Genomic DNA, 21,719 nt, shown 5'->3' on the forward strand with positions numbered 1-21,719 from the left:
GCAGGGACAATCCCTTCCTCCTCACCAGTTAGCTCTAAACAATCCTGTTTTAGGCCTGTTTTAAAGAAAACGCCCCTAAAACAGACTTCCTTCAGTTGTTTACTTTTGCCAGGTATCCAGAAAGAAACCTATTGAATCATTATTCAATACTTTGTTAAGTATAAGTCACTTACCACAAATTCAACTAGAATAAAAAGTTCTGAAATAGGAATTAAATGTTAAAACCTTTGCATACTCCCTGCTTTTGTCCGTTACTTTGCGCCCCGAATGAACGTTCAATAGACATAAAAAGACGAGTTGGAGATACTGGCAGAGAAGAAAAAGGCGATTCTGGAAAGTACCCTGAAGTTGATCAAGGAAAATGGTTTTCATGGTACGCCCATGAGCCTGGTGGCCAAAAAAGCCGGGGTAGCGGCGGGTACTATCTACCATTATTTCGATAGCAAAGACACCCTCATCATGGAGTTGTTTGCCTATACCCAACACCGCATCCAGGAAGCCTTGCAGGGAAACCTGCAGGAGGGCATGGATCTACAGGAGAACTTTTTCCTGCGCTGGATCAGCCGCTGCCAGTTCTACATCCAGAACCCCGATGTGCTGTTTTTCCTGGAGCAGTTTATGATTTCGCCGTATTACGCGCGTTGTTCCCAGGTAACAAATGAGCGCTTCCGGAGCGAGATCATGCAGTTCATTGAAATGGGGCACCGCCACGGAATTCTCCGGGACATAGACCAGAAACTTATGTCCATTATGGTGCACAGTAGCATTATCACGGCTGCCAAAGTACACCTGGACGGAAAAGTGACGCTGGGCGACAAAGAATTCCGCCAGTTGGCACAGATGATTTGGGATAGCATCCGTAAGCTATAAACTCCTACTAGCAACCTCCTTACCGATTTATTATTTACAGTTCTTATGAAGAAAACAAGGATTCTGATGTCTGTGCTGCTGAGTTGCCTGTGGGCACCTTTCGCGCTTCGGGCACAGGTGGCCCCAGATAGCACCGCCGGGCGGTTATCCCTGGAGCAGTGCGTGGCGTATGCGTTAAAAAACCAGGCCCAAGTGCAGCAGGCTCAGATAGACGAGGAAATCGGCGAGCGTCAGATCAGGGCGCAACTATCGGGGTGGTTGCCGCAGGTGGCCGCTAACTACGCGTTCAACTACAACATAAAACGGCCCCAGAGTGTGTTCGGCGACCAGGTGATTACCATTGGGCAGAAATACACGTCCAACATCAACTTCCAAGCGAACCAGACGCTGTACAGCAATGACCTGCTGCTGGCCTCCAGAGCCGCCCGTTTCACCAGAACCGCGCTGGATCTGAACACCCAATCCACCAAAATCAACACAGTGGTAGACGTGAGCAAGGCGTTTTACAACATTCTGCTAAGCCAGGAGCAGCTGCGTATTCTGGACGAGAACATCGCCCGGCAGGAAAAACAGTACCGTGATGCCCGCGCCCAGTACGAGCAAGGCCTGGTTGACAAAACCGATTACCAACGGGCCAGCATCACCCTCAACAGCATCCGGGCCGACCGCAAAAGAACGCAGGAGGCCGTGAAAGCCAGCACTGCTTTGTTGCAGGAGTTGATGGGTTTGCCGGTGGGCTCCCCGCTCACGCTGGCCTATGACTACAACCAGATGCAGCAGAACATTGCCATTGATACCACCCAAACCATCGCGTTTGCCAACCGGGTGGAGTTCCAGCAGATCCAGACGCAGCGCCAGATCCAGGGCTTGAACACCCGCTATTACCAGTGGGGCTTTTTGCCCACCGCTTCGGCCTTCGTCAACTACAACCCTACCTATTTCAGCTCCTCCTTCGGAGATGTCTACAGCCAGTCCTACCCTACTTCGGTTCTGGGTTTGCAGGTGGGCATTCCTATTTTCCAGGGGGGCCGAAGACTGCAGAACGTGCGTATTTCTGAGCTGCAGGAAGAAAGCCTGAACGTGGAACTGCAGGGTCTCCAGCGCCGCATCAACACCGAGTACCAGACGGCCCTGGCCAATTACAAGAGCGATTACAATGACTGGCTCACCCTGCAAAGCAACGTGCAGCTGGCCGAGGAGGTCTACAACGTGATCAAGCTCCAGTACAACGAGGGCATCAAAACCTACCTGGATCTGATTGTGGCCGAGACTGACCTCAGAACCGCCCAACTCAATTATTACAACGCCCTCTACAACGTACTTTCCAGCAAGCTGGATGTGCAGCGCGCCCTGGGTACCATTGCCGTCAACTACTAATCAGAGAGAAAAATCCTAGCAACATGAAGTTAAATCTATCCTTTGTAGCGGCGCTTGCCTTGTCTGGCGCCCTGTTGGTTTCTTGCGGTAAGAGCGAGGCCCCACAGCAAAACCCCATGGCCGCTGCGGTTCCCGTGAACGTCTACACCGTTACCCAAGAACATGTCACCGGTACAGACACGTACCCGGGCACCGTGGTACCGCTCAATGAAGTGGAACTGCGCCCTCAGGTGAGTGGCTACATTACCCAGATTTTCGTGAAAGACGGGCAGCGCGTGACCAAAGGCCAACGGCTCTACGAGATTGACCGCACCAAATACCAGGCCGCCTACCGTCAGGCCCAAGCCAATGTACGCAGCGCCCAGGCCAACCTGAACCGCGTACAGAAAGACCTGGAACGCTATGAGAACCTAGCCAAACAGGACGCCATCGCCCGTCAGCGCGTAGATTACGCCCGCGCCGATGTGGAGACGGCCCGCGCCAACGTGGCGGTGGCCCGTGCCCAAGTGGCCAGCGCCTCCACAGATTTGGGGTATTCCATCATCAATGCGCCTTTCAGCGGTACCATTGGGATCTCGCAGGTGCGCGTGGGTTCCCAGGTAAGCCCGGGGCAGACCTTGCTGAACACCATTTCCTCAGACGGGCCTACCGGGGTGGACTTCGTGATCAATGAGCAGGAACTTCCCCGCTTCAACCGCCTGCAACAGGGCAAACAGCCAGACTCTACGTTCACCCTTTCCTTATCTGATGGCTCCACCTATCCGCACACCGGCAAGCTGACCGCCATTGACCGCGCCGTGGGTTTACAGACGGGTACCATCACCGTACGCGTGAGCTTCCCCAACCCAGACCGCCAATTGGTGGCCGGTATGACCGTGAGCGTGAACGTGCTGAACCAGGACATAGGGCAGCAGGTCACCCTTCCGTACAAAGCCGTGACCGAGCAATTGGGCGAGTACTTCGTGTACGTGGTGCAGGGCGACTCTGTGCAGCAGCAGAACATCCAATTGGGCACCCGCTTCCAAGACAAGATTGTGGCCCGCGAAGGGCTGGAAGCCGGGCAGGTGATTGTGGTGGAAGGCATCCAGAAACTGCGCCAGGGCGCGAAAGTACAGGTAGGCGCACCGCAGGCCGCCGGTAGTGCCCCCGCAGCCGGAGCCAGATAATAACGTTTAAAGCAGCTTTTTCAGAAACCCTATGATATCTGATATATTTATAAGACGGCCCGTCACCTCCATCGTCATCTCGCTCGTGATTGTGCTGGTAGGAACGCTGGCCATGATGAACTTGCCCATCACCCAGTACCCAGACATTTCGCCGCCCACGGTATCAGTGTCGGCGAACTACACGGGGGCCGATGCGCAGACGGTGGAGCAGACCGTGGCCACGCCCATTGAGACGCAGATCAACGGTACGCCGGGCATGGCCTATCTCACCTCCACCAACACCAGTACCGGCCAGATGAACATGACCGTGACCTTTGAGGTGGGCACGGACATTGACATCGCCACTTTGGACGTGCAGAACCGCGCCAGCGTGGCGGAGCCCAGCTTGCCCGAAGAGGTAAGACGCCTGGGTGTGACGGTACGGAAACGGAACCCCAGTATTTTGATGGTGATCGGGATTTACTCGCCTAAGAGAACCCACGACATCCAGTACCTGGACAACTACTCCAACATCTACGTGAAAGACGCGTTGCTGCGGGTGCAAGGCGTGGGGGACGTAACGGCCATTGGTCAGGATTTCAGTATGCGTTTGTGGCTGCAGCCCGATAAAATGGCGCAGTACAGCATGAACGCGAACCAAGTGGTGGCCGCCATCCAGGAGCAGAACATGCAGGTGGCCGCCGGTACGGTAGGTTCACGACCGCAGTACAGCACGCAGGCGTTCCAATACCCCATTACGGTGAGTGGCCGTTTGGTCACCAAGGAACAGTTTGAGAACGTGATCATCCGCACCAACCCAGCAGACGGTTCGCTGGTGTATTTGAAAGATGTGGCGCGTGTGGAGTTTGGGCAGTTTGACTATGGCCGCCAAGCCACCATCAACGGGAACCCATCGGCCATGATGCTGATTTACCAGGCACCGGGCTCTAACGCGGTAGCCACCGCAGACGGCATCTACGCCGCCTTGGAAGAACTGAAAGCCTCCTTCCCCGCCGATGTGGATTACATTGTCTCCTTTGAGTCAGTGACGGTGGTGGAAGTGTCCATCAATGAGGTGATCGTTACCTTGTTAGAGGCCTTGGTTCTGGTGATCATCGTGGTGTTCCTGTTCCTGCAAAGCTGGCGGGCCACCTTGATCCCTATCCTGGCCATTCCGGTGTCCATCATAGGCACGTTCATCTTCTTCATTCCGCTGGGCTTTACCATCAACACCTTGACCTTGTTCGGGTTTGTGCTGGCCATCGGGATTGTGGTGGATGATGCCATTGTGGTGGTGGAAGCGGTGCAGCATTATATTGACCATGAGCGGCTCTCGGCTAGGGAGGCCACGCGCAAGGCCATGAAAGACATCACCGCCCCGGTCATCGCCATTGCCTTGATTCTGGCGGCGGTGTTTATTCCGGTGGGCTTTATTCCGGGCATCGTGGGCCGTCTGTACCAGCAGTTCGCCATCACCATCGCCATCTCGGTATTGATCTCGGCGTTTGTGGCCTTGACCTTGACGCCGGCGCTTTGCTCCATCATGCTGCGCCCCATGAACGTGAACCGCGAATCGCGGGGCTTGAACAAGTTCTTCTTCAAATTCAACAACTGGTTTGCCCGCACCACGGAGTCTTACTCTACCGGTGTGCGCAAGAGCATCAAAGCCGCGCCGTTGGCCTTGATTCTATTGGTGTGTATCTATGTGGGCACGGTGGGCTTGTTCGCGACCAAACCAACCGGCTTTATCCCGACGGAGGATGAAGGCCGTCTGATGATCGCGGTGGAATTGCCCGAGGGTTCCTCGGCGAACAGAACCCAACTGATTCTGGAAAGAATGTCCAAGATTCTGGGCGAAGTTCCCGCCATCAGGAACTCGACTTCCATCTCTGGTTTGAACGTGCTTAACTTCTCCTTCAAATCAAACAGCGGCACCTTCTTCGTCCAGATGAAACCCTGGAGCGAACGGCAGGAGGAATCCATGCAGTTGCAGGGTGTGATGGCCACGTTGAACCAACGTTTTGCCGCCATCAAGGAAGCGAACATCATTGTGGTGGCGCCACCCGCCATCCCAGGTTTGGGCGCCTCCGGCGGATTCAGCTTTGTGTTGCAGCAGCGCAGCGCCGGTGACATCAAAGAAATGGAACAGGTGATGGGGCAGTTCCTGGCCGCGGCCAACCAGCGCCCCGAGATAGCCATGGCGTACAGCTTCTTCAACACCCGCACCCCCGGCTACCACGTGGACGTAGACCGCGAGAAGGTGAAGAAACTGGGCATTAACCTGACGGATGTTTTCTCTACCATGTCTTCTTACATGGGGAGCCGCTACATCAACGACTTCACCCGCTACGGCCGCAATTACCGGGTGGTAGCCCAGGCTGATACCGCCTTCAGGATGGACATCAAAGACCTGAACCAATTTTACGTGCTCAACCGCCAGGGAGAATCTGTGCCGCTGAGTGCGCTGGTGACTACCCGAGTGATTGAGAACCCGGCGGTGATTTCCCACTACAACCTGTTCCGGTCTATTGACATCACGGGTAGCGCCGCGCCGGGCTACAGTAGCGGACAGGCCTTGCAGGCGCTGGAGGAAGTGGCCACGCAGACGCTGCCGGCCGGCTACGGCTTTGACTTCTCCGGCATCAGCCGCGAGGAACTGTCGGCTGGGAACAGTACCATCTACATCTTCGCGCTGTCCATTGTGCTGGTGTCCTTGTTGCTGGCCGCGCTGTATGAAAGCTGGAGCGTACCGTTCTCCATCCTGTTCGCCATTCCGCTGGGCATGTTCGGGGCGATTCTGGCCTTGACTTTCCTGCCCAAACTGGACAACAACGTGTACGCCCAGATCGGGATGATCACCCTCATCGGTCTGGCCGCCAAAAACGCCATCCTGATTGTGGAGTTCGCCAAAGAACGGGTAGACCGCGGCATGGAGTTGATTGAGGCCACCATTGAAGCCGTACGGCTGCGGCTGCGCCCGATTATCATGACCTCGCTGGCCTTTATCCTGGGGGTGGTGCCCTTGGCCATGGCCTCCGGGGCAGGGGCCGTTTCCCGCCAAACCATTGGCTGGGTAGTGATCGGTGGGATGTTGGCCGCCACGTTCCTAGCCATCTTCTTCGTGCCGGTGCTGTACGTGGTGATTACCCGCCTGGCGTATGGCAAGAAAGGCCTCGCCGCGTTACGGGAACGGTACAAAGACTATGACAACGAACATTTATAGCGTTTAAACACTAATTTTTCAAAAAGCCCCGGTCTCTGAAGCCGGGGCTTTTTACTGGTGATTTCTCAAAAACAGCATGAAAACGCAACCTCTCTTCTCCCAGAAAAGGAATTTCTCCCTGGCCCGCTTCATCGGGGTATACCAACTAGCCGGTGGGCTGGTGGGCCTTTTCCTGTGCCTTAAAATGATCCCGGCGTTGCAGCAGCCTTCCACCTCTACCTGGGTGGGCCTCTTTCTGGCCGCGGTGCTCTATATTTTCTCCACCCTGTGCGGCTTCCTGCTTTTCAGGCAAACCAGAAAGGCCTTTAACTTATCTCTCGCCAACCAGGTGTTACAGGTGCTCAGTTTCGGGATCTCGGGGTTGGCGTATAACTATGTGGCGGGCATCAAACTGGGCGTGGGTGTTGACTTTCTGGAAAGCTGGCATTTCAAGGCCAAGCTTTCTCTGTCCTCCTTCAACTTCAGTTTCGGGGCCCACGCCGGTGCCTCGTTTGTCACCATCAACCTGTTGGCCTTGGTGCTCATTTACCTGTTGGAAAGAGCTAGGGACGAAGTGAAATAGCAACTACAACTTTACACGGAAAAAGCCAGAAAGCACCTTCTTCGGGGACTTTCTGGCTTTTTTGTTTTATGATGGTAGCAGGAATTGCGCCCATTTCGCCGAAGGCTTGTTTATGGCCTGTTTTCAGAAAAGGAAACCTAAAACAGAACTCATCTCTGCCCCTCCTAGGCTAATCTTGTAGGGAAAAAATCTTTTCTTGCTGTTCGGGAGTTCTACTCCCGAACCTGCCTGCTGCGGAGTTCCACTCCGCCGGGAGCTACGGGCAAAAGAAGGGGAGTGGAACTCCCCGGCAGTACGCTTCCGGAGTGGAACTCCGAAAGAGCGGTACAGCGGTTTGATTCTCTGGAACCTTTTGGAACAATAATAAATAACCTTCATTTTTCCCTACAAGATTAGCTCCGAGGAGGGGAATACGCCTTTGCAGGGGAAGGGAATGCGTGGCAGAGACAAGGCAGTGCCTGGTCTCTACAGGTACAATTATCACCTCTTTCTCTACTTTCCCCAGTTCCAGTCTTCCCCGAGCGCGCCTCGCTTTTGGCTATAGAAAGGCAGGAGCTAAGAGCAGAGGACTTCTCAGGCCGAAAGGGCAGCGCGAGAGGGGGAGACGGGGCCCCGCGGCCGTGAGCGCATACCGCCAAAGCTGAAACAATACTGCACGTGCACCCACGCAAAAGCGGACAAGCCAGGGGAACAGCAAACTGCGTGCACCTGCCACTCTCCCGGAAGAAACTATTTCTAAGCAGATACTAAAATGAAACCATCAAGGGTCTAAAGTGAGTTTTGAGCGAATTTCCTAAAACCACCTTCTAAACCCTTTTCCCCTTCAATTGACACTCAAGCAGTTGCATTTTATTTGCGTTCCACTATTATGAAATTTCTATTTCTTCTCATTCTTCAGAATACCTCTTTTAAATATTTTACATAATCTAACCTTGATATATACGTAATTATTAAACCTAACGCTTGTTTTGTATAAATACCTCAAAATAAAGCTTGATTATTTGTTAAACATCTATTAACTTACTGATTCACCCTACCCTGAACGAACAAACAAAGGAATGAATCAGGCCGACAAACACCCCAAAGGGTTGTACACCCCCGAATTAGAGCATGATGCCTGCGGCGTGGGCTGCGTGGTCAATCTGGATGGTCAGAAATCACACGCCACGGTCAAAGACGCGCTGACCATGCTCAAGAACATGGAGCACCGCGGGGCCACCGGCAGCGACCCCGAGACGGGCGACGGTGCCGGTATCTTAGTGCAGTTGCCCCACGAGTTTTTCAGGAAAGAACTGGCCGAATTCGCGATTACGCTGCCGCCCCAGGGAAGCTATGGCGTAGGCATGGTGTTTTTTCCGGCGGTCTACGAAGTGCGCGAGAAATCCCGCAAAGTCCTGAACAACTGCCTCCGCAAGTTAGGCCTTAGTCTGATTGGCTACCGTCTGGTTCCGGTGAACGGACAGGTGCCAGGCCACGGGGCCAAAGCGGTAGAACCCTACATTGAGCAGGTGTTTGTGCAACCGGTTGACCCCACCATCAAAGGTGAAGACCTGGAGCGCAAGTTGTTCGTGCTCCGCAACCTCATCAGCAATGAAACCCGCAAGAGTGTGCGCGGCGAGAATGGCACGTTCTACATCGCCAGTTTCTCTTCCCGCACTATTATTTATAAAGGTCAGCTCAAAACTGACCAACTGGAACGCTATTACCATGACCTGCGCCACCCTGAGTTTAAATCGGCGCTAGCCGTAGTCCACTCCCGTTTCTCTACCAACACGTTTCCTAATTGGCGGCTGGCCCAGCCGTTCCGGTTTATTGCCCATAACGGTGAAATCAACACCATCCGGGGGAACGTGAACAAGATGAAGTCCAAGGAAGCGCTCATGTCCTCGCCCTTGTTCACCGAGGAAGAGATGCAGTGGCTTATTCCTATCACCAACCCCGATGATTCCGATTCGGCTAACCTGGATGCACTGGTGGAACTGCTGACGTTGTCGGGAAGGCCGTTGCCGCATGTGATGATGATGCTGGTGCCCGAGGCCTGGCAGAACAACTCCCACATGGACACCTACAAAAAGGCGTTCTATAAATTCCATGCGTCATTAATGGAGCCCTGGGACGGCCCCGCCGCCCTCTTCTTCACCGACGGTACCCAGATTGGCGCTACCTTAGATAGAAACGGCCTGCGTCCCGTGCGCTACTGCCTGACTAAGCAGGGCCGTTTGATTATGGCCTCTGAAGCCGGTGCGCTGTGCGTAGACCCCAAAGATGTCATCAAGCGCGGTCGTCTGCAACCCGGCAAAATGCTGCTGGCCGATATTTCCCAGAACCGCATTTTTGAGGACGAGGAAATCAAGCAACTGGTCTGCCAGGACAAGCCGTATTTTGACTGGATTCAGAAAAACCGCATCAAACTGAGACTTCGGCCGGAGCCGAGCGTTTTGCTACAGCCCTGCTCCCCCGAAGAACTGAGACAGCGCCAGAAAGCGTACGGCTACACCCGCGAAGATCTCAAAATGGTGGTAGAACCGATGGCCTCTACCGGCTACGAACCAGTGGGCAGCATGGGCTCCGATACGCCTTTGGCGGTTCTCTCGCAGCACAGCCAGCACGTAGCCAATTACTTCAAGCAGTTCTTCGCGCAGGTGAGTAACCCGCCTATTGACTCCATTAGAGAGCGGTTGGTGATGTCATTGTTCACGCGCGTGGGTGAGTCGTTGAACATTCTGGACGAGAGCGAACTGCACACCCGCCAGATTCATATTTCGCAGCCGGTCATGGATCCGGTGGAGTTCCAGAAACTGGTGTTCCTGAAAGAGGAAGGATTTGAACACGAAAACATAGACGCCACCTTCTCCACGCGTGAACCTGGTAACCTGCAACGCAACATTGACCGCATCTGCGCCGAAGCCGAGGCTGCCGTGCGCGCGGGCAAGAAAATATTGATTATTTCTAACCGTAAGGTAGAGGCACAACGGGCGGCTATTCCGTCTTTGCTGGCGGTGGGGGCTGTGCACCACCACTTGATTGAGAAACGCCTGCGCACCAAAGCCGGATTGGTGGTTGAGGCCGGTGATGCCTGGGAAACCCATCATTTCGCTACCATCATTGGGTACGGGGCCAGCGCCGTGTATCCGTTCCTCATCTATGACACCATCAAAAGCCTGCACGACCAGCAGAAACTGGACAATGCACACCCCTACACCCATTATTTCCAGAACTTCATTTACGCGGTTGACAATGGCTTGCTGAAAATTTTGTCTAAAATGGGCATCAGTACGCTACAGTCGTACCAAAGTTCGCAGATTTTTGAGATTCTGGGGCTTGGTCAGGAAGTCATTGAGAAATGCTTCAAAGGCACTACCAACCGCCTGGAAGGTCTCAACTTTGAAGACCTGGAACGCGAAACCTTGACCAAGCACCAAAGCGCGTACCCAGATTTGGAGAACCTGTTGGAGTCCGGCGGTTATTACCAATGGCGGCGCGACGGCGAGGAGCACTTGCTCACGCCCAAGGTGATTCACCTGCTGCAGAAATCCACCCGACTTAATGATTATCTTTTATATAAGGAGTATTCTAAATCCATTCGGGAACACCAGCAGGAAACGGCTATCACGCTCCGCAATTTGTTTGAGTTCCGGAAGCGCCAGTCGGTGCCATTAGACGAGGTAGAACCCGTTGCTTCCATCCTGACCCGCTTTGGGTCGGGGGCCATGTCCTTCGGGTCTATTTCCCATGAAGCGCACAGCACGCTGGCCATCGCCATGAACCGCATCGGCGGCAAAAGCAACAGCGGCGAAGGCGGTGAAGACGAGGCCCGCTACATCAAGCACGCCAACGGAGATTCGGAGCGATCCCGCGTCAAGCAGGTAGCCTCCGGCCGATTTGGCGTGACCAGCCACTATTTGGCGAACGCCGATGAAATCCAGATTAAAATTGCCCAGGGTGCCAAACCCGGCGAGGGCGGACAGTTACCCGGCCATAAAGTTGACCATTGGATTGCCCGCGTGCGCTGTTCTACGCCGGGTGTGGGTCTCATTTCGCCGCCGCCGCACCATGACATCTACTCCATTGAAGACCTCAAGCAACTCATCTTCGACCTGAAGAACGCCAACCCCAAAGCCCGCATCAACGTGAAGTTGGTGGCCGAGGCTGGGGTGGGCACCATCGCCTCGGGCGTAGCCAAAGCCAAAGCAGATGCCATCATGATTTCCGGCGCCGACGGCGGAACCGGGGCCAGTCCGCTGAGTTCTATCCGGCACACCGGCTTGCCGTGGGAAATCGGCTTGGCCGAAGCGCACCAGACGCTTCTGAAAAACAACCTGCGCAGCCGCGTGGTGTTGCAAACGGACGGTAAAATTCTGACGGGCTATGACCTGGCCGTGGCTACCTTGCTGGGCGCTGAGGAATACGGAGTGGCGACCGCTGCCCTCATCGCCGAAGGCTGTATCATGATGCGCAAGTGCCACTTGAATACGTGTCCGGTAGGCATCGCCACGCAGAACCCGGAGCTGCGCCAACTCTTCACCGGAAACCCAGACCACGTGGTGAACCTGTTCACGTTCCTGGCCATGGAGTTGCGGCAGATTATGGCCTCGCTGGGCTTCAGAACCATCAACGAGATGGTGGGTCAGTCGCAGATTCTGAAAATCAGAACTGACCTGAACCACTGGAAACTAAAGAACCTGGATCTCTCTCCTATTCTGCACCAGGAGTACGTGCCGCGCAATGTGGGTACTTACAAGCAGATTGAGCAAGACCATGAGATTGCCAAAGTGCTGGATAAAAAGCTCATCAGAGACCTGAAGAAAGGCAATACCGAGGTGGAGTACCGCATCAACAACGTGGATCGCGCCGTGGGCACCATGCTGTCGTATGAAATCTCCAGCACCTTCGGGAAGCACGGTTTGCCGGAAGATTCCTTTAAAACCACCTTCTACGGCTCGGCGGGACAGTCCTTTGGGGCGTTCCTGGCACCGGGTATCACGTTCCGGTTGATGGGCGAGGCGAACGATTATCTGGGCAAAGGTTTATCGGGTGGGAAAATCATTCTTCAGCCTTTCAAAGAGAGTCAGTACCTGGCGCACGAAAACATCATTACGGGCAACGTGGCGCTGTACGGGGCAACGGGCGGCAAGGTGTATATCAACGGCATGGCCGGGGAACGCTTCTGCGTGCGTAACTCGGGCGCCGAGGCGGTGGTGGAAGGCATAGGTGACCACGGCTGCGAGTACATGACGGGCGGCAAGGTGCTGGTGCTGGGCGAAATTGGGAAGAACTTCGCGGCCGGTATGAGTGGCGGAATCGCGTACCTCTACGCGTCAGACCCCAGCTACCTGGATCAGTGCAACCTGGACATGGTAGGCCTGGAAGTTCCGGAGGCCGATGACTTCCGCTGGATTGAACAAAAACTACAGGAGCACGTGGCCTACACCGGCAGTTTGCGGGCGCAGGAGCTACTGGCAAATTGGGAGCAAAACAGCCAGCAGTTTGTGAAAGTGATGCCGCATGACCTGAAGAAGGCTTTGCAAGTAAAAGAAGTGGAAACCGAAAAAGCATTGGTGTAATGGGAAAAGCAGACGGATTTTTGAAATACAACCGGGAGGTACCCGCCACCCGTGACCCCAAAGTACGGGTAAACGACTCCAACGAGATTTACCTGCCTTTTCCGGAAGAGAAGACCAAAATACAGGCGACCCGCTGCATGGACTGCGGCATTCCGTTCTGTCACAACGGCTGCCCATTGGGCAACCTGATTCCTGACTTCAACGATGCGGTCTCAGAAGGCGATTGGGAACGGGCGGTACGCGTGCTCTACAGTACCAATAACTTCCCGGAGTTCACCGGCCGTATCTGCCCCGCGCCCTGCGAGAGCAGCTGCGTGTTGTCCATCAACAAACCGGCCGTAGCCATTGAGCACATTGAGAAGGCAATTGCCGAAAAATCGTTTGAACTGGGATTGGTGAAGCCAAACCCACCGGTGCAGCGCACTGGCAAGAAAGTAGCCGTGGTAGGCTCCGGCCCTGCCGGACTGGCCGCCGCCGCTCAGTTGAACCAGGCAGGCCACAAAGTAACCGTCTATGAAAAAGACGAAAAAGCCGGTGGTTTGCTCCGTTACGGAATCCCAGATTTCAAGCTGGAAAAGTGGACGATTGACCGCCGGCTTGCTATTCTGGAAGCCGAGGGCATCAAGTTCAAGTACAACCGTACCATTGGGCAAGATACCACCCTTAAAAAGCTGTACCGGAAGTTTGATGCGGTGTTGCTCGCCATCGGGTCATCCAAACCGCGCGCTATAGCCATTCCGGGCAACCACCTCAAAGGCATCCATTTCGCGATGGATTACCTGGGCTTGCAGAACCGCCGGGTGGATGGTGCACAGATTGCGCCGGAGCAGGACATCAACGCCCAAGGCAAGCACGTGCTGGTGATTGGCGGCGGTGATACCGGCTCCGATTGCGTGGGCACGGCCAACCGTCAGTTCGCCAAATCTGTGACCCAACTGCAATACCGCTACATGCCCAGCTCAGAACGCCATCCGCACAATCCCTGGCCCGAGGAACCGGTGACCCTTTCGTCCTCTTCTTCGCACGAAGAGGGCTGCGAGCGGAGTTGGGGCTGGCTCAACAAGGAGTTCATCGCCGATGAAAACGGCCACGTGAAAGGCCTCCGCGTGGTGGAACTGGAATGGAAAAACCAGAGCGAGTACACTGAGAAACCGAACAGCGAGCGCATCTTGCCCTGTGATTTGGCTCTGATTGCCATCGGCTACGAGCGCCCGGAACATGATGCGTTCACCTCCAGCTTCAAGTTTGAACTAGACAGACGCGGCAACTTCAAACTCAACGATTGGCAAACCAACGTGCCCGGCGTGTTCTCCGCCGGTGACGCCTGCCGCGGACAATCATTGGTAGTCTGGGCCATCTCAGATGGCCGCGAGGCCGCCCGCGCGATGGACGTTTATTTGATGGGAAGCTCAGAGTTGCCGTCTAAGGAATTATCTAAGTACCAGCTGTTTTAGGTGTGTATCAAGTAGCACGACATCCATTTTGAGAAGTCCCGTTCTTGCCTGTCTGGTGAGGCGGGGCTTTTTGTTTGGGTTCTGTTTCGGGGCTGTTTTGGTGAAAGTAGGGCAGAAACGGCCTTGGCATAGACACTCGTAGGTCTGAAGACCCTACGAGTTTTTTTGAGTGGTGGTATTGATTGGTTTTAAGGCTGATTTTCTGAAAACGTGGCAAAACACAGGAGCTCTATGGCGCGGGTTTACTTCCGTGACTTTCAACAACCTTAATAGGCACGGAAGTAAATCCGCGCCATAGTTGGGAAAGAACATATTTATTGATCTTTCGCCATTCAACCGGTGGCTCCCGGCGAGTCTGGAGACTCGCTTCATCCCAGTCACAAGACTGGAGTCTCGCGCCAGTTAATTTTAACAGCCTGGTTTCGCTGTACCGCTAGCTCCAAAGACCTCGTAGTGCGCGCAGCTCCTACGAGTGTCTATGCCAAGGCCGTTTTCAGCCTGTTTTCTCTAAAACGGTTCTACACCTGTGAGGTCTTGGAGACCTCACAGGTGTAGAACCGTTTTAGGCCCCTTTTCCCTAAAACAGACCAGAAACGGATAGATGTACGGGTTTCCACGTAAAAGCGAAAGAACAAGGAAACTAACATGGAAACCAGAGAGAATTACTACCAAACCAACGGTATTCAACTTCACACCGTGGAATTGGGCCCAGCGGGGGGCCAGGTCATTCTGTTTCTGCACGGCTTCCCAGAGCATTGGTACGGCTGGAAAAACCAGTTAAACTTTTTCTCCCAGAAAGGTTGGCACGCCGTGGCTCCAGATCAGCGCGGCTATAACCTTAGTAGCAAACCCGAGGCGGTAAAATCCTACACCATTGACGAACTTACGAAGGACATCGCGGAGCTCATTCCACAGCTCACTGCAAAGAAAGTGGTGTTGGTGGGGCATGACTGGGGTGGAGCCGTCGCCTGGAATGTAGCGTTACACTATCCGCAGTTGTTGGAAAAGCTGGTCATCCTGAACATGCCCCATCCGGCAGTCATCCATGAGCACCTGAGGCATAACCCGAAACAGATGCTGAGGAGTTGGTACACCGGCTTTTTCCAGATTCCGTGGGTGCCGGAGGCGGTAAACAGCATTCTTGACTTTAGGGTGTTGGAGAAAACCATGACCGGCTCGGCGTTGCCAGATACCTTCCGCCCCGAGGAACTGGAAACCTACAAAAAGGCCTGGGCGCAACCGGGTGCCATGGAAGCCATGATTAATTGGTACCGGGCCTACAAATACAACCCCATAGAAACAGACCACCAGATAGACGTTCCCACCCTTATCCTTTGGGGAAAGCAGGACAAATTTCTGGGAACGGAGTTAGCGCTGCCCAGTATGGAGCAATGTACCAACGGTCAGCTGTTCTTTCTGGAAAACGCTACCCATTGGCTGCACCATGAACAGCCGGAGAAAGCAAATGCCTGGATAGAAAATTTTCTAAGGGCTTAAACCGCTTTCACGCAAATTCCCAATAAAACAAAAAGCCGCACCTCAAAGAAGTGCGGCCTTTCCAGCATTCATTAAATCAAAACAGGTTAGTTTCTGCCGCCTCGGCTGGTTTGTCTTCCCGAGGAAGGTTCCTGGCGGGGAGCAGCCTGGTGTTGTTGGGCCGGGGCTTGTGACGGAGCAACTTCCGGGCGGCTCCTTTGCGGGTACTGCCCTTGTCCGCTTGGTTCTGGCCGGGGGCGGGGCTGCGTTTGTACCTGCGCTGGAGAAGACTCGGTTCTGCGGGGAGAATAGCTTCCTTCTGGACGTTGGCCGTACGTTTCAGCAGATGAACGGGAACGGGTTCCGGTAGAGTTGGCTTCGCGGGTGCGTTGCGGGTACTCCATTCTGCTTGAACGGGTTTGCGCAGGGTTTTCGCCCGGGGCGGAAGTAGTTCCTCTCACCCCTGCCCTTGTCCGGACGCCTTCCCCTGTTACGCTACGCTGCTCAGAAGATGACTCCAGGCTTGGGCGTGAGATAGAAGAATTCACTTCTGCAGTGGAGCGGTTACGGGTAGTACTGCTTTGCACCCCAGAACGGCTTGTGTTGGTGCTACGGTCGCTTCGGCCTACGGTACCATTGTTGGTGTCCGTGAAGCGGGAACGGTTGGTGCTGTTATCTCTGGCAATGACGCGGGTTGGTGCCTCCTCGCGGCGCGAGTTCACGTCTGGGCGGTAAATCCGCACGGAGTTCTCAGCCACGGAGGTTCTGCCGGGCCGGTTGTCTCGGTCTACGCGGTACACATTGACTTTGCGGTTGGTGGCCCGCTCTATGTCATGGGTTCTGGGCCCGTACACGTACTTGCGGTTATCGCGCTCGTAATAATTGTTGATGATAGTGGTGCTGTGGTAAATGTTCACCACCCGGGTTCTGGGCACGCAGTAACTGTACACGCGCGGGCTGGTGATGTACATGACGGGCACAAAAATCCAACGGGCAGGGGCCATTACGATGGTTACTCTTGGCCCCATAGGAGCCCACCCGTAGTAGCCGCCGCCGTTGCGCCAGTCTACCCAGGCAGGGCCCCACTCAGAACCCGGAATCCAAAGCCAGCCTTCGTAATCGTCATAGATCCAACGGCCGTAGTGGAAAGGGGCCCAGCCCCAATCATAGTCAGAAACCCAGGTGTTGCCGTACTCGGTCATGACCCAGTGGCCGCGCGTACCGTACGGCTGAAATTCCCGCTCTACGTTGGGCGACCAGACATACCCATACTCGGCATCCTTGATCCAGCGACCGTAGGGGTCTAGTTCATCATAAAAGGTCTGGAAAGACACGCGGTCTCCCGGACGGGCCTGGGCCTCTGGGGCACTGAGCAGGCTGAAGGCCAGGAGGGCAATTCCCCCCAACGCCCACATACGTTGTAAAAAGGTTTTCATAAGAACGATATTTAAATTGGGCAGCAGCACGCAATAGCAGCACGTTTCCTGATCAATTTGGTGAAAAACAAGAAGAAACTTCGCTTGTCTCTCATAACCCAAAGACCTTGCCAAAATCTACTTTTTTCTATGTTTTAATAATTTAAAATACTGGGTTTAACCCTCTCATTATCAAAGCATGACCTATACCTGCGGCAATTCTTACCGGCACCCGCAAAGGAAGGAACACAGCCTTTGGATTATTCCTCTTTGAAAGTTCTTCTGTTTAGAAAATCCACCTCAGTTTTCACGCAGGCAAAAGGACTATTTAGTACCTTTGTGCATTGCTTTTGCCCTTCTCCCCCTGGTAATCGCTAGATTTTTACCAACTCCAGAGATAACGTTGAAATTTTACTTTTTTGATGCTCCGGCGCGTCTATCACTACAGGCGTTTAGGCAGGAGTATGTCTTGCAAAACCTTAAGAAACTCCGGCTGGCCGCTTATTTGGCTATGTCGGTTTCTGGTGGCATTGTGCTATTACCGGTGCTGTTTCCGGTGCTCAACCAAACACCCCATGCTACTTTCTTCCAGGCCGTGAATATTTTCCTGGTTATCGCTTCGGCCTGTATCCTGAACCTGGAACACTTTTTCCTTCACAGGAAGAAGCTTAAAACCAGACGCTGGCTGGCTCAGTTGCTGTGCCTTGGCTTCGGGTTTGCGTTTATTTCCTGCTGTCTGGGCATCACGTTCATTACGCAGTCTAATCCCAAAAACACACTCACCATGTACCTGCTAGGGCTGGTAACCGTGGCTTTTCTGTGGGACTTTGAGTACCTGGAAACCTTGCTTTTGGTAGCCCTTACCTCTCTGGCTTTCACGTTGGTCATTCACTTTTCCTTCCTGAGCCCAGAGCAGGCAATCCTGAACCAGTGTGTTTCTTTGGTGATTCTGGTTTGCTTCTATTTTCTCTCCCGCATCATGTACAGCTACCGGGCAACGCATTTCATACAACTGAAGGAGATTGAGGCGAAGAGCCAGGAGGTGCAGAAAATAAGCCTGGGCAAATCAGAGATTCTGGGCGTAGTGGCGCACGACCTGAGAAGCCCTTTCAACAATATTGAGATGCTTACCTCTCTGCTCCAGAAAAAGAACCTGTCCCCCGAGCAGCAGCAGCAATACCTAGACCTGATTCTAGCCAGTTGCCAATCTTCCAAGGCCATCATCAACGATTTGCTGGTGGTGGCCCGGGAAGAGCTGGTGAATGAAATCCCGCTGGAGAAACTGGATCTCTGCGCGGTACTGCAGCACGTACATTTAGAGTGGCAGTCTCAGCTACAGGGCTCAAGGAACCTGCACCTTCAGCACCCACCGGTTCCGGTATATGCCAACCTGAACAAAGAACGCTTCTACCGGATTATGACCAACCTGCTCTCCAACGCCGTAAAGTTCACGCCCACCCATGGCACCATCAGCATCAAGGTACGGGAAGGCAAAAAGAACCTACACGTAGAAGTCACCGACGAAGGCATTGGCATCCCAGAGAAAATCAGGCCGATCCTGTTTGACCGCTTCTCCCAAGCCCGAAGAAAAGGACTGCAAGGCGAAAGATCTACGGGCCTGGGGTTAAGCATTTGCCGGCAATTGGTAGAGCAGCACGGCGGCTCCATCAACGTGGCAAGCGAGGAGCGCAAAGGCACCACCTTCCATATTAGGTTACCTGCCGCCAGATAGCTTTCTTCTTCCGGTAGATTTCAGACCTTTTGCTGCCAGAGGAAGAACGCCTTTTAAGCCTGTTTTTCCAAAAACACCCCTAAAACGAGCTGACGAACCACTTCTGTATTGAACCAGCTACCCAGAAATCCATTAAAAAGAGCAAGCCATATGGCTTGCTCTTTTTAATGGATTTCTGGGTACTTAGCCGTTGTGTTGCCTTCTGGCACGGGTTTCTTTTCCTTCTTCTCTGCCTTTGCGGTTACCACGCTCGGCTTGCATTTGCTTGCGCTCTTCCTCGTATTGGGCGTATTGCTTTTTGCTTACGATGCTCTTGAATTCTTTCTCCCAGGAAGCCTGAAGCTGTTGCATCTGCTGGCGTTGCTGACCATTCCGCTCCCCCCCGTTGCGCTGGCCTTTTTGCGCGTATTGGCCTTTGAAGCTTTCCAGTTGCTGGGCATGTTTCAGGTTGAGGGCCTGTACTTTTCTTTTCTGCGAACTGCTCAAGTCCAGTTTCTGGCTCAGCATCTCAGTGCGCTTGGAGGCTCTTTCCTCAGGTGAGATTTGGGCACGCTTTTCACCGCCCCGGCGGGCATCCCCTTTGTCATTTCTGCGTTGCTCTGTTCTGTTCTCAGAGTTTCTGCCCCGTTCTTGCGAACCGGTTTGCGCATAAGAAGTTCCAGCTACTGCTAAACCTAAGGCCATCATCACAAAATACTTTTTCATTTTGGGTAAGAATAAGGGTTTATGTTTTCTAGTTTTTCAGGCTGCTTTGGCCTGCTTGCTCTTCCATTGCAAAGCAGGTGCCAGAAATAGGCCAAAAACCCCTGAATTCAGCCAAACGGACAAAGCCCAAGGTGAAACGGACAGAACTGGCCAACCAAACGGTCAATTACATTTTAGGCTCCTTTTCAGAAAAGGAGCCTAAAACGAAAACCGCTTCTACTCTATAGTAAAAGCGGCTTTCTAAGCAAGGGAATGCACACTCCTTTTAAGAACATGAGGCAAGCGGCTACTTACCCTAGCGTGCCAGCCAGTTCAAAAACAGCGGGCTCTTGGCTTTACTCACAATAATTTCTTCCTGGAACGGAATGGTCAACGTCACGGAGAGCTTGCGCCCCAAATACTGCGAGGCTTCTTTGATGGCTTTGTGATGGAGCAGGAACTGCCGGTTGGCCCTGAAGAATTGGTTTCCGCAGAGGGCTTCCATCTCTTCCATGGTCTGGTGGAGGGTGAACTTTTTCTGGCCGAAGGTGATGACGTGCGTGACCAGATTCTGCGAGTAACACACCGCTATCTGGTCTATGGGCAGCGGGATGATTTTATCTCTTTGGAACACCAACACCGTGCTGGGTTTCTGCACCTGCCGGTTATCTAATAGCTGCAACAACGCCTGGTAGTCTGGGGTTGCCGGGGCGAGGCTCTGCTGCAGTTGTCTGTATTTCTGCAGCGTTTTCTCAATAGTAGCCTTGCTGAAGGGTTTTAGAACGTAGTCAATGCCATTGGCCTTGAAAGCCTCTAAGGCATACTCGTTATAAGCGGTACAGAAGACCACCGGTTTGGTAATCTGCACCGCCTGGAAAATCTCAAAGCTCAGCCCATCACCCAACTGAATATCAGAGAAGATGAGGTCTGGGGCCGGGTTCTGCTGAAAGTACGCGATGGCCGCTTTCACTGAGGCCAGCACCGCCACTATGCGGGTGGAGGGTTCTACTTCTACCAGCGTATCTTCCAGGTCTTCGGCCGTAAGGGGCTCATCTTCAATGATGACAATATTCATTCGTCAGCAGCTTAAGTTCAACAGAAAAAGATTGGTCAGATTCTACAACGTTAATCCCGTTTCCGCAGATGACCTGGTACCGCTCCGACAGGTTTTTCAGCCCGATGCCGGAGGAAGGCTCCAGGGACTGCTTCGGTTTTCTGTTGTTCCAGACCATGATGGAAGCTTCGCTGGTGCAGGAGATCTGGATGGTCAGGGGCTCTTCCACGGTAAAAGCGTTGTGCTTGATGGCATTCTCCACCAAGAGTTGCAGCGAGAAGATGGGCAGGCAACCGGAAGTGAGAATATGGGCCGGAATCTCAATTTTATAGGAAAAAGAGTCCTTGAACCTGACCTTCTGCATCTCCAGATAATCTACGCACAGCTTCAGTTCCTCCTCTAAGAGGATGGTGGTTTTGTTTTCAGAAGCGATAGACGCCCTCAGCAAATCAGATAAACGCACCAGGTATTCCTCGGCCTCGGGCCGCTGCTTTTTGATGAGCGTTTTTAGGGTGTTGAGCGAATTGAACAGAAAGTGCGGTTGCAGTTGGTGCTTCAGCCGTTGGTGCTGCGCGATGGCGTGGTTCATCTTGAGCTGGCTGTTCTCTACGGCTATCTGGGCGCTTTTCCGTTGCAGAATCACCAGATCTGTGAGCACCAGAACGATGGTATTGTTGGTGAGCGCCACAATCAAAGGAAAGACGCGGGGCGGATGACCATCTACCAGCAAGAAAATCAAGGTCAGAAGCCCGTAGTACACTACCACGGTTAGTAAATAGCTGGTGGCATACCTGGTAAAATTCTTTGCCCTCTCACTCCAGTTTAACGTACTGAACCGGCCGTACAGGTACATGTTCATGAACCAAAGGCCCAGCATCAGCAGAAAAACCCAGCCCGCCGACAGGATAATGTCTTCCTGAGACGGGCCGAAAGGATTGCGTTCCATTCTTCTGGGCAGCCTATCTGCCCGATTACTCAAAAAGAAAGGCCTTCTTGCATTCACCACAGGAAAAAGGCTAATGAAACCCCATCCTACTGACGTAATCAGCGCTACTTTCCACAAGCCTTTCTTATAAGATTCTGATTGCAACATCTCCAAATCTACTCTAATTGATGATGAAACTATTGATGAATGCTCCGCCCCCTCTTTTACGCTAGTTTAC

13 protein-coding genes are annotated in these 21,719 nt (G+C 53.5%); 9 read left to right on the forward strand and 4 right to left on the reverse strand.

The window, feature by feature from the left end; translation table 11 throughout:
• The first annotated feature begins 297 nt into the window (after positions 1-297).
• From HHO50_RS00080 to HHO50_RS00115, 8 genes are all read left to right on the forward strand, one after another.
• Positions 298-870 carry a TetR/AcrR family transcriptional regulator gene (locus HHO50_RS00080; RefSeq protein WP_181303967.1) on the forward strand — a complete coding sequence of 191 codons (573 nt, stop codon included), beginning with the start codon at positions 298-300 and terminating at the stop codon, positions 868-870.
• A gap of 45 nt (positions 871-915) precedes the next feature.
• A complete protein-coding gene (locus tag HHO50_RS00085; protein WP_181303968.1) occupies positions 916-2,247 on the forward strand; it encodes a TolC family protein in 1,332 nt (443 codons plus the stop codon).
• Between the two features lie 23 nt (positions 2,248-2,270).
• Positions 2,271-3,413: an efflux RND transporter periplasmic adaptor subunit gene (locus HHO50_RS00090; protein WP_181303969.1), complete on the forward strand. Its 1,143-nt coding sequence runs from the start codon at positions 2,271-2,273 to the stop codon at positions 3,411-3,413.
• Between the two features lie 31 nt (positions 3,414-3,444).
• Positions 3,445-6,615, forward strand: a complete 3,171-nt coding sequence (locus tag HHO50_RS00095; RefSeq protein ID WP_181303970.1) for an efflux RND transporter permease subunit — start codon at positions 3,445-3,447, stop codon at positions 6,613-6,615.
• 76 nt (positions 6,616-6,691) lie between these two features.
• Positions 6,692-7,177, forward strand: a complete 486-nt coding sequence (locus HHO50_RS00100; RefSeq protein ID WP_181303971.1) for a hypothetical protein — start codon at positions 6,692-6,694, stop codon at positions 7,175-7,177.
• 1,058 nt (positions 7,178-8,235) lie between these two features.
• Positions 8,236-12,741 carry a glutamate synthase large subunit gene (gene gltB, locus HHO50_RS00105; protein WP_181303972.1) on the forward strand — a complete coding sequence of 1,502 codons (4,506 nt, stop codon included), beginning with the start codon at positions 8,236-8,238 and terminating at the stop codon, positions 12,739-12,741.
• The gene (locus HHO50_RS00110) at positions 12,741-14,195 is read left to right on the forward strand and encodes a glutamate synthase subunit beta (protein WP_181303973.1); all 1,455 of its coding nucleotides are present in this window, start codon (positions 12,741-12,743) and stop codon (positions 14,193-14,195) included. The genes gltB and HHO50_RS00110 overlap by 1 nt, the downstream gene beginning before the upstream one ends.
• Positions 14,196-14,840: 645 nt before the next feature.
• Positions 14,841-15,692 (forward strand): alpha/beta fold hydrolase, encoded by an 852-nt coding sequence (locus HHO50_RS00115; protein ID WP_181303974.1) that lies wholly within the window; start codon positions 14,841-14,843, stop codon positions 15,690-15,692.
• A gap of 86 nt (positions 15,693-15,778) precedes the next feature.
• Here HHO50_RS00115 and HHO50_RS00120 read toward each other — a convergent pair whose 3' ends face one another.
• On the reverse strand, positions 15,779-17,107 hold the full coding sequence (locus HHO50_RS00120; RefSeq protein WP_181303975.1) for a DUF6600 domain-containing protein: 1,329 nt from the start codon (positions 17,105-17,107) through the stop codon (positions 15,779-15,781).
• Positions 17,108-17,489: 382 nt separating this feature from the next.
• Between HHO50_RS00120 and HHO50_RS00125 the strand changes: the two genes are divergently transcribed.
• Complete coding sequence (locus HHO50_RS00125) at positions 17,490-18,818, forward strand: sensor histidine kinase KdpD (protein WP_181303976.1); 1,329 nt, start codon at positions 17,490-17,492, stop codon at positions 18,816-18,818.
• A 183-nt stretch (positions 18,819-19,001) separates the two neighbouring features.
• Here HHO50_RS00125 and HHO50_RS00130 read toward each other — a convergent pair whose 3' ends face one another.
• From HHO50_RS00130 to HHO50_RS00140, 3 genes are all read right to left on the reverse strand, one after another.
• Positions 19,002-19,523, reverse strand: coding sequence for a DUF4890 domain-containing protein (locus HHO50_RS00130; RefSeq protein ID WP_181303977.1), 522 nt, complete (start codon positions 19,521-19,523; stop codon positions 19,002-19,004).
• Between the two features lie 295 nt (positions 19,524-19,818).
• Positions 19,819-20,577 (reverse strand): LytTR family DNA-binding domain-containing protein, encoded by a 759-nt coding sequence (locus HHO50_RS00135; RefSeq protein WP_181303978.1) that lies wholly within the window; start codon positions 20,575-20,577, stop codon positions 19,819-19,821.
• The gene (locus tag HHO50_RS00140) at positions 20,558-21,502 is read right to left on the reverse strand and encodes a sensor histidine kinase (protein ID WP_181303979.1); all 945 of its coding nucleotides are present in this window, start codon (positions 21,500-21,502) and stop codon (positions 20,558-20,560) included. The genes HHO50_RS00135 and HHO50_RS00140 overlap by 20 nt, the downstream gene beginning before the upstream one ends.
• Positions 21,503-21,719: the final 217 nt, after the last annotated feature.

Source organism: Rufibacter sp. XAAS-G3-1 (assembly GCF_013623775.1).
Taxonomy (GTDB): domain Bacteria; phylum Bacteroidota; class Bacteroidia; order Cytophagales; family Hymenobacteraceae; genus Nibribacter.

Coding starts and splice junctions, on each gene's coding strand:
- HHO50_RS00095 (WP_181303970.1), top strand. CDS start 3,445: ATGATATCTGATATATTTATAAGACGGCCCGTCACCTCCATCGTCATC.
- HHO50_RS00135 (WP_181303978.1), bottom strand. CDS start 20,577: ATGAATATTGTCATCATTGAAGATGAGCCCCTTACGGCCGAAGACCTG.
- HHO50_RS00085 (WP_181303968.1), top strand. CDS start 916: ATGAAGAAAACAAGGATTCTGATGTCTGTGCTGCTGAGTTGCCTGTGG.
- HHO50_RS00130 (WP_181303977.1), bottom strand. CDS start 19,523: ATGAAAAAGTATTTTGTGATGATGGCCTTAGGTTTAGCAGTAGCTGGA.
- HHO50_RS00140 (WP_181303979.1), bottom strand. CDS start 21,502: ATGGAACGCAATCCTTTCGGCCCGTCTCAGGAAGACATTATCCTGTCG.
- HHO50_RS00090 (WP_181303969.1), top strand. CDS start 2,271: ATGAAGTTAAATCTATCCTTTGTAGCGGCGCTTGCCTTGTCTGGCGCC.
- HHO50_RS00115 (WP_181303974.1), top strand. CDS start 14,841: ATGGAAACCAGAGAGAATTACTACCAAACCAACGGTATTCAACTTCAC.
- gltB (WP_181303972.1), top strand. CDS start 8,236: ATGAATCAGGCCGACAAACACCCCAAAGGGTTGTACACCCCCGAATTA.
- HHO50_RS00120 (WP_181303975.1), bottom strand. CDS start 17,107: ATGAAAACCTTTTTACAACGTATGTGGGCGTTGGGGGGAATTGCCCTC.
- HHO50_RS00100 (WP_181303971.1), top strand. CDS start 6,692: ATGAAAACGCAACCTCTCTTCTCCCAGAAAAGGAATTTCTCCCTGGCC.
- HHO50_RS00110 (WP_181303973.1), top strand. CDS start 12,741: ATGGGAAAAGCAGACGGATTTTTGAAATACAACCGGGAGGTACCCGCC.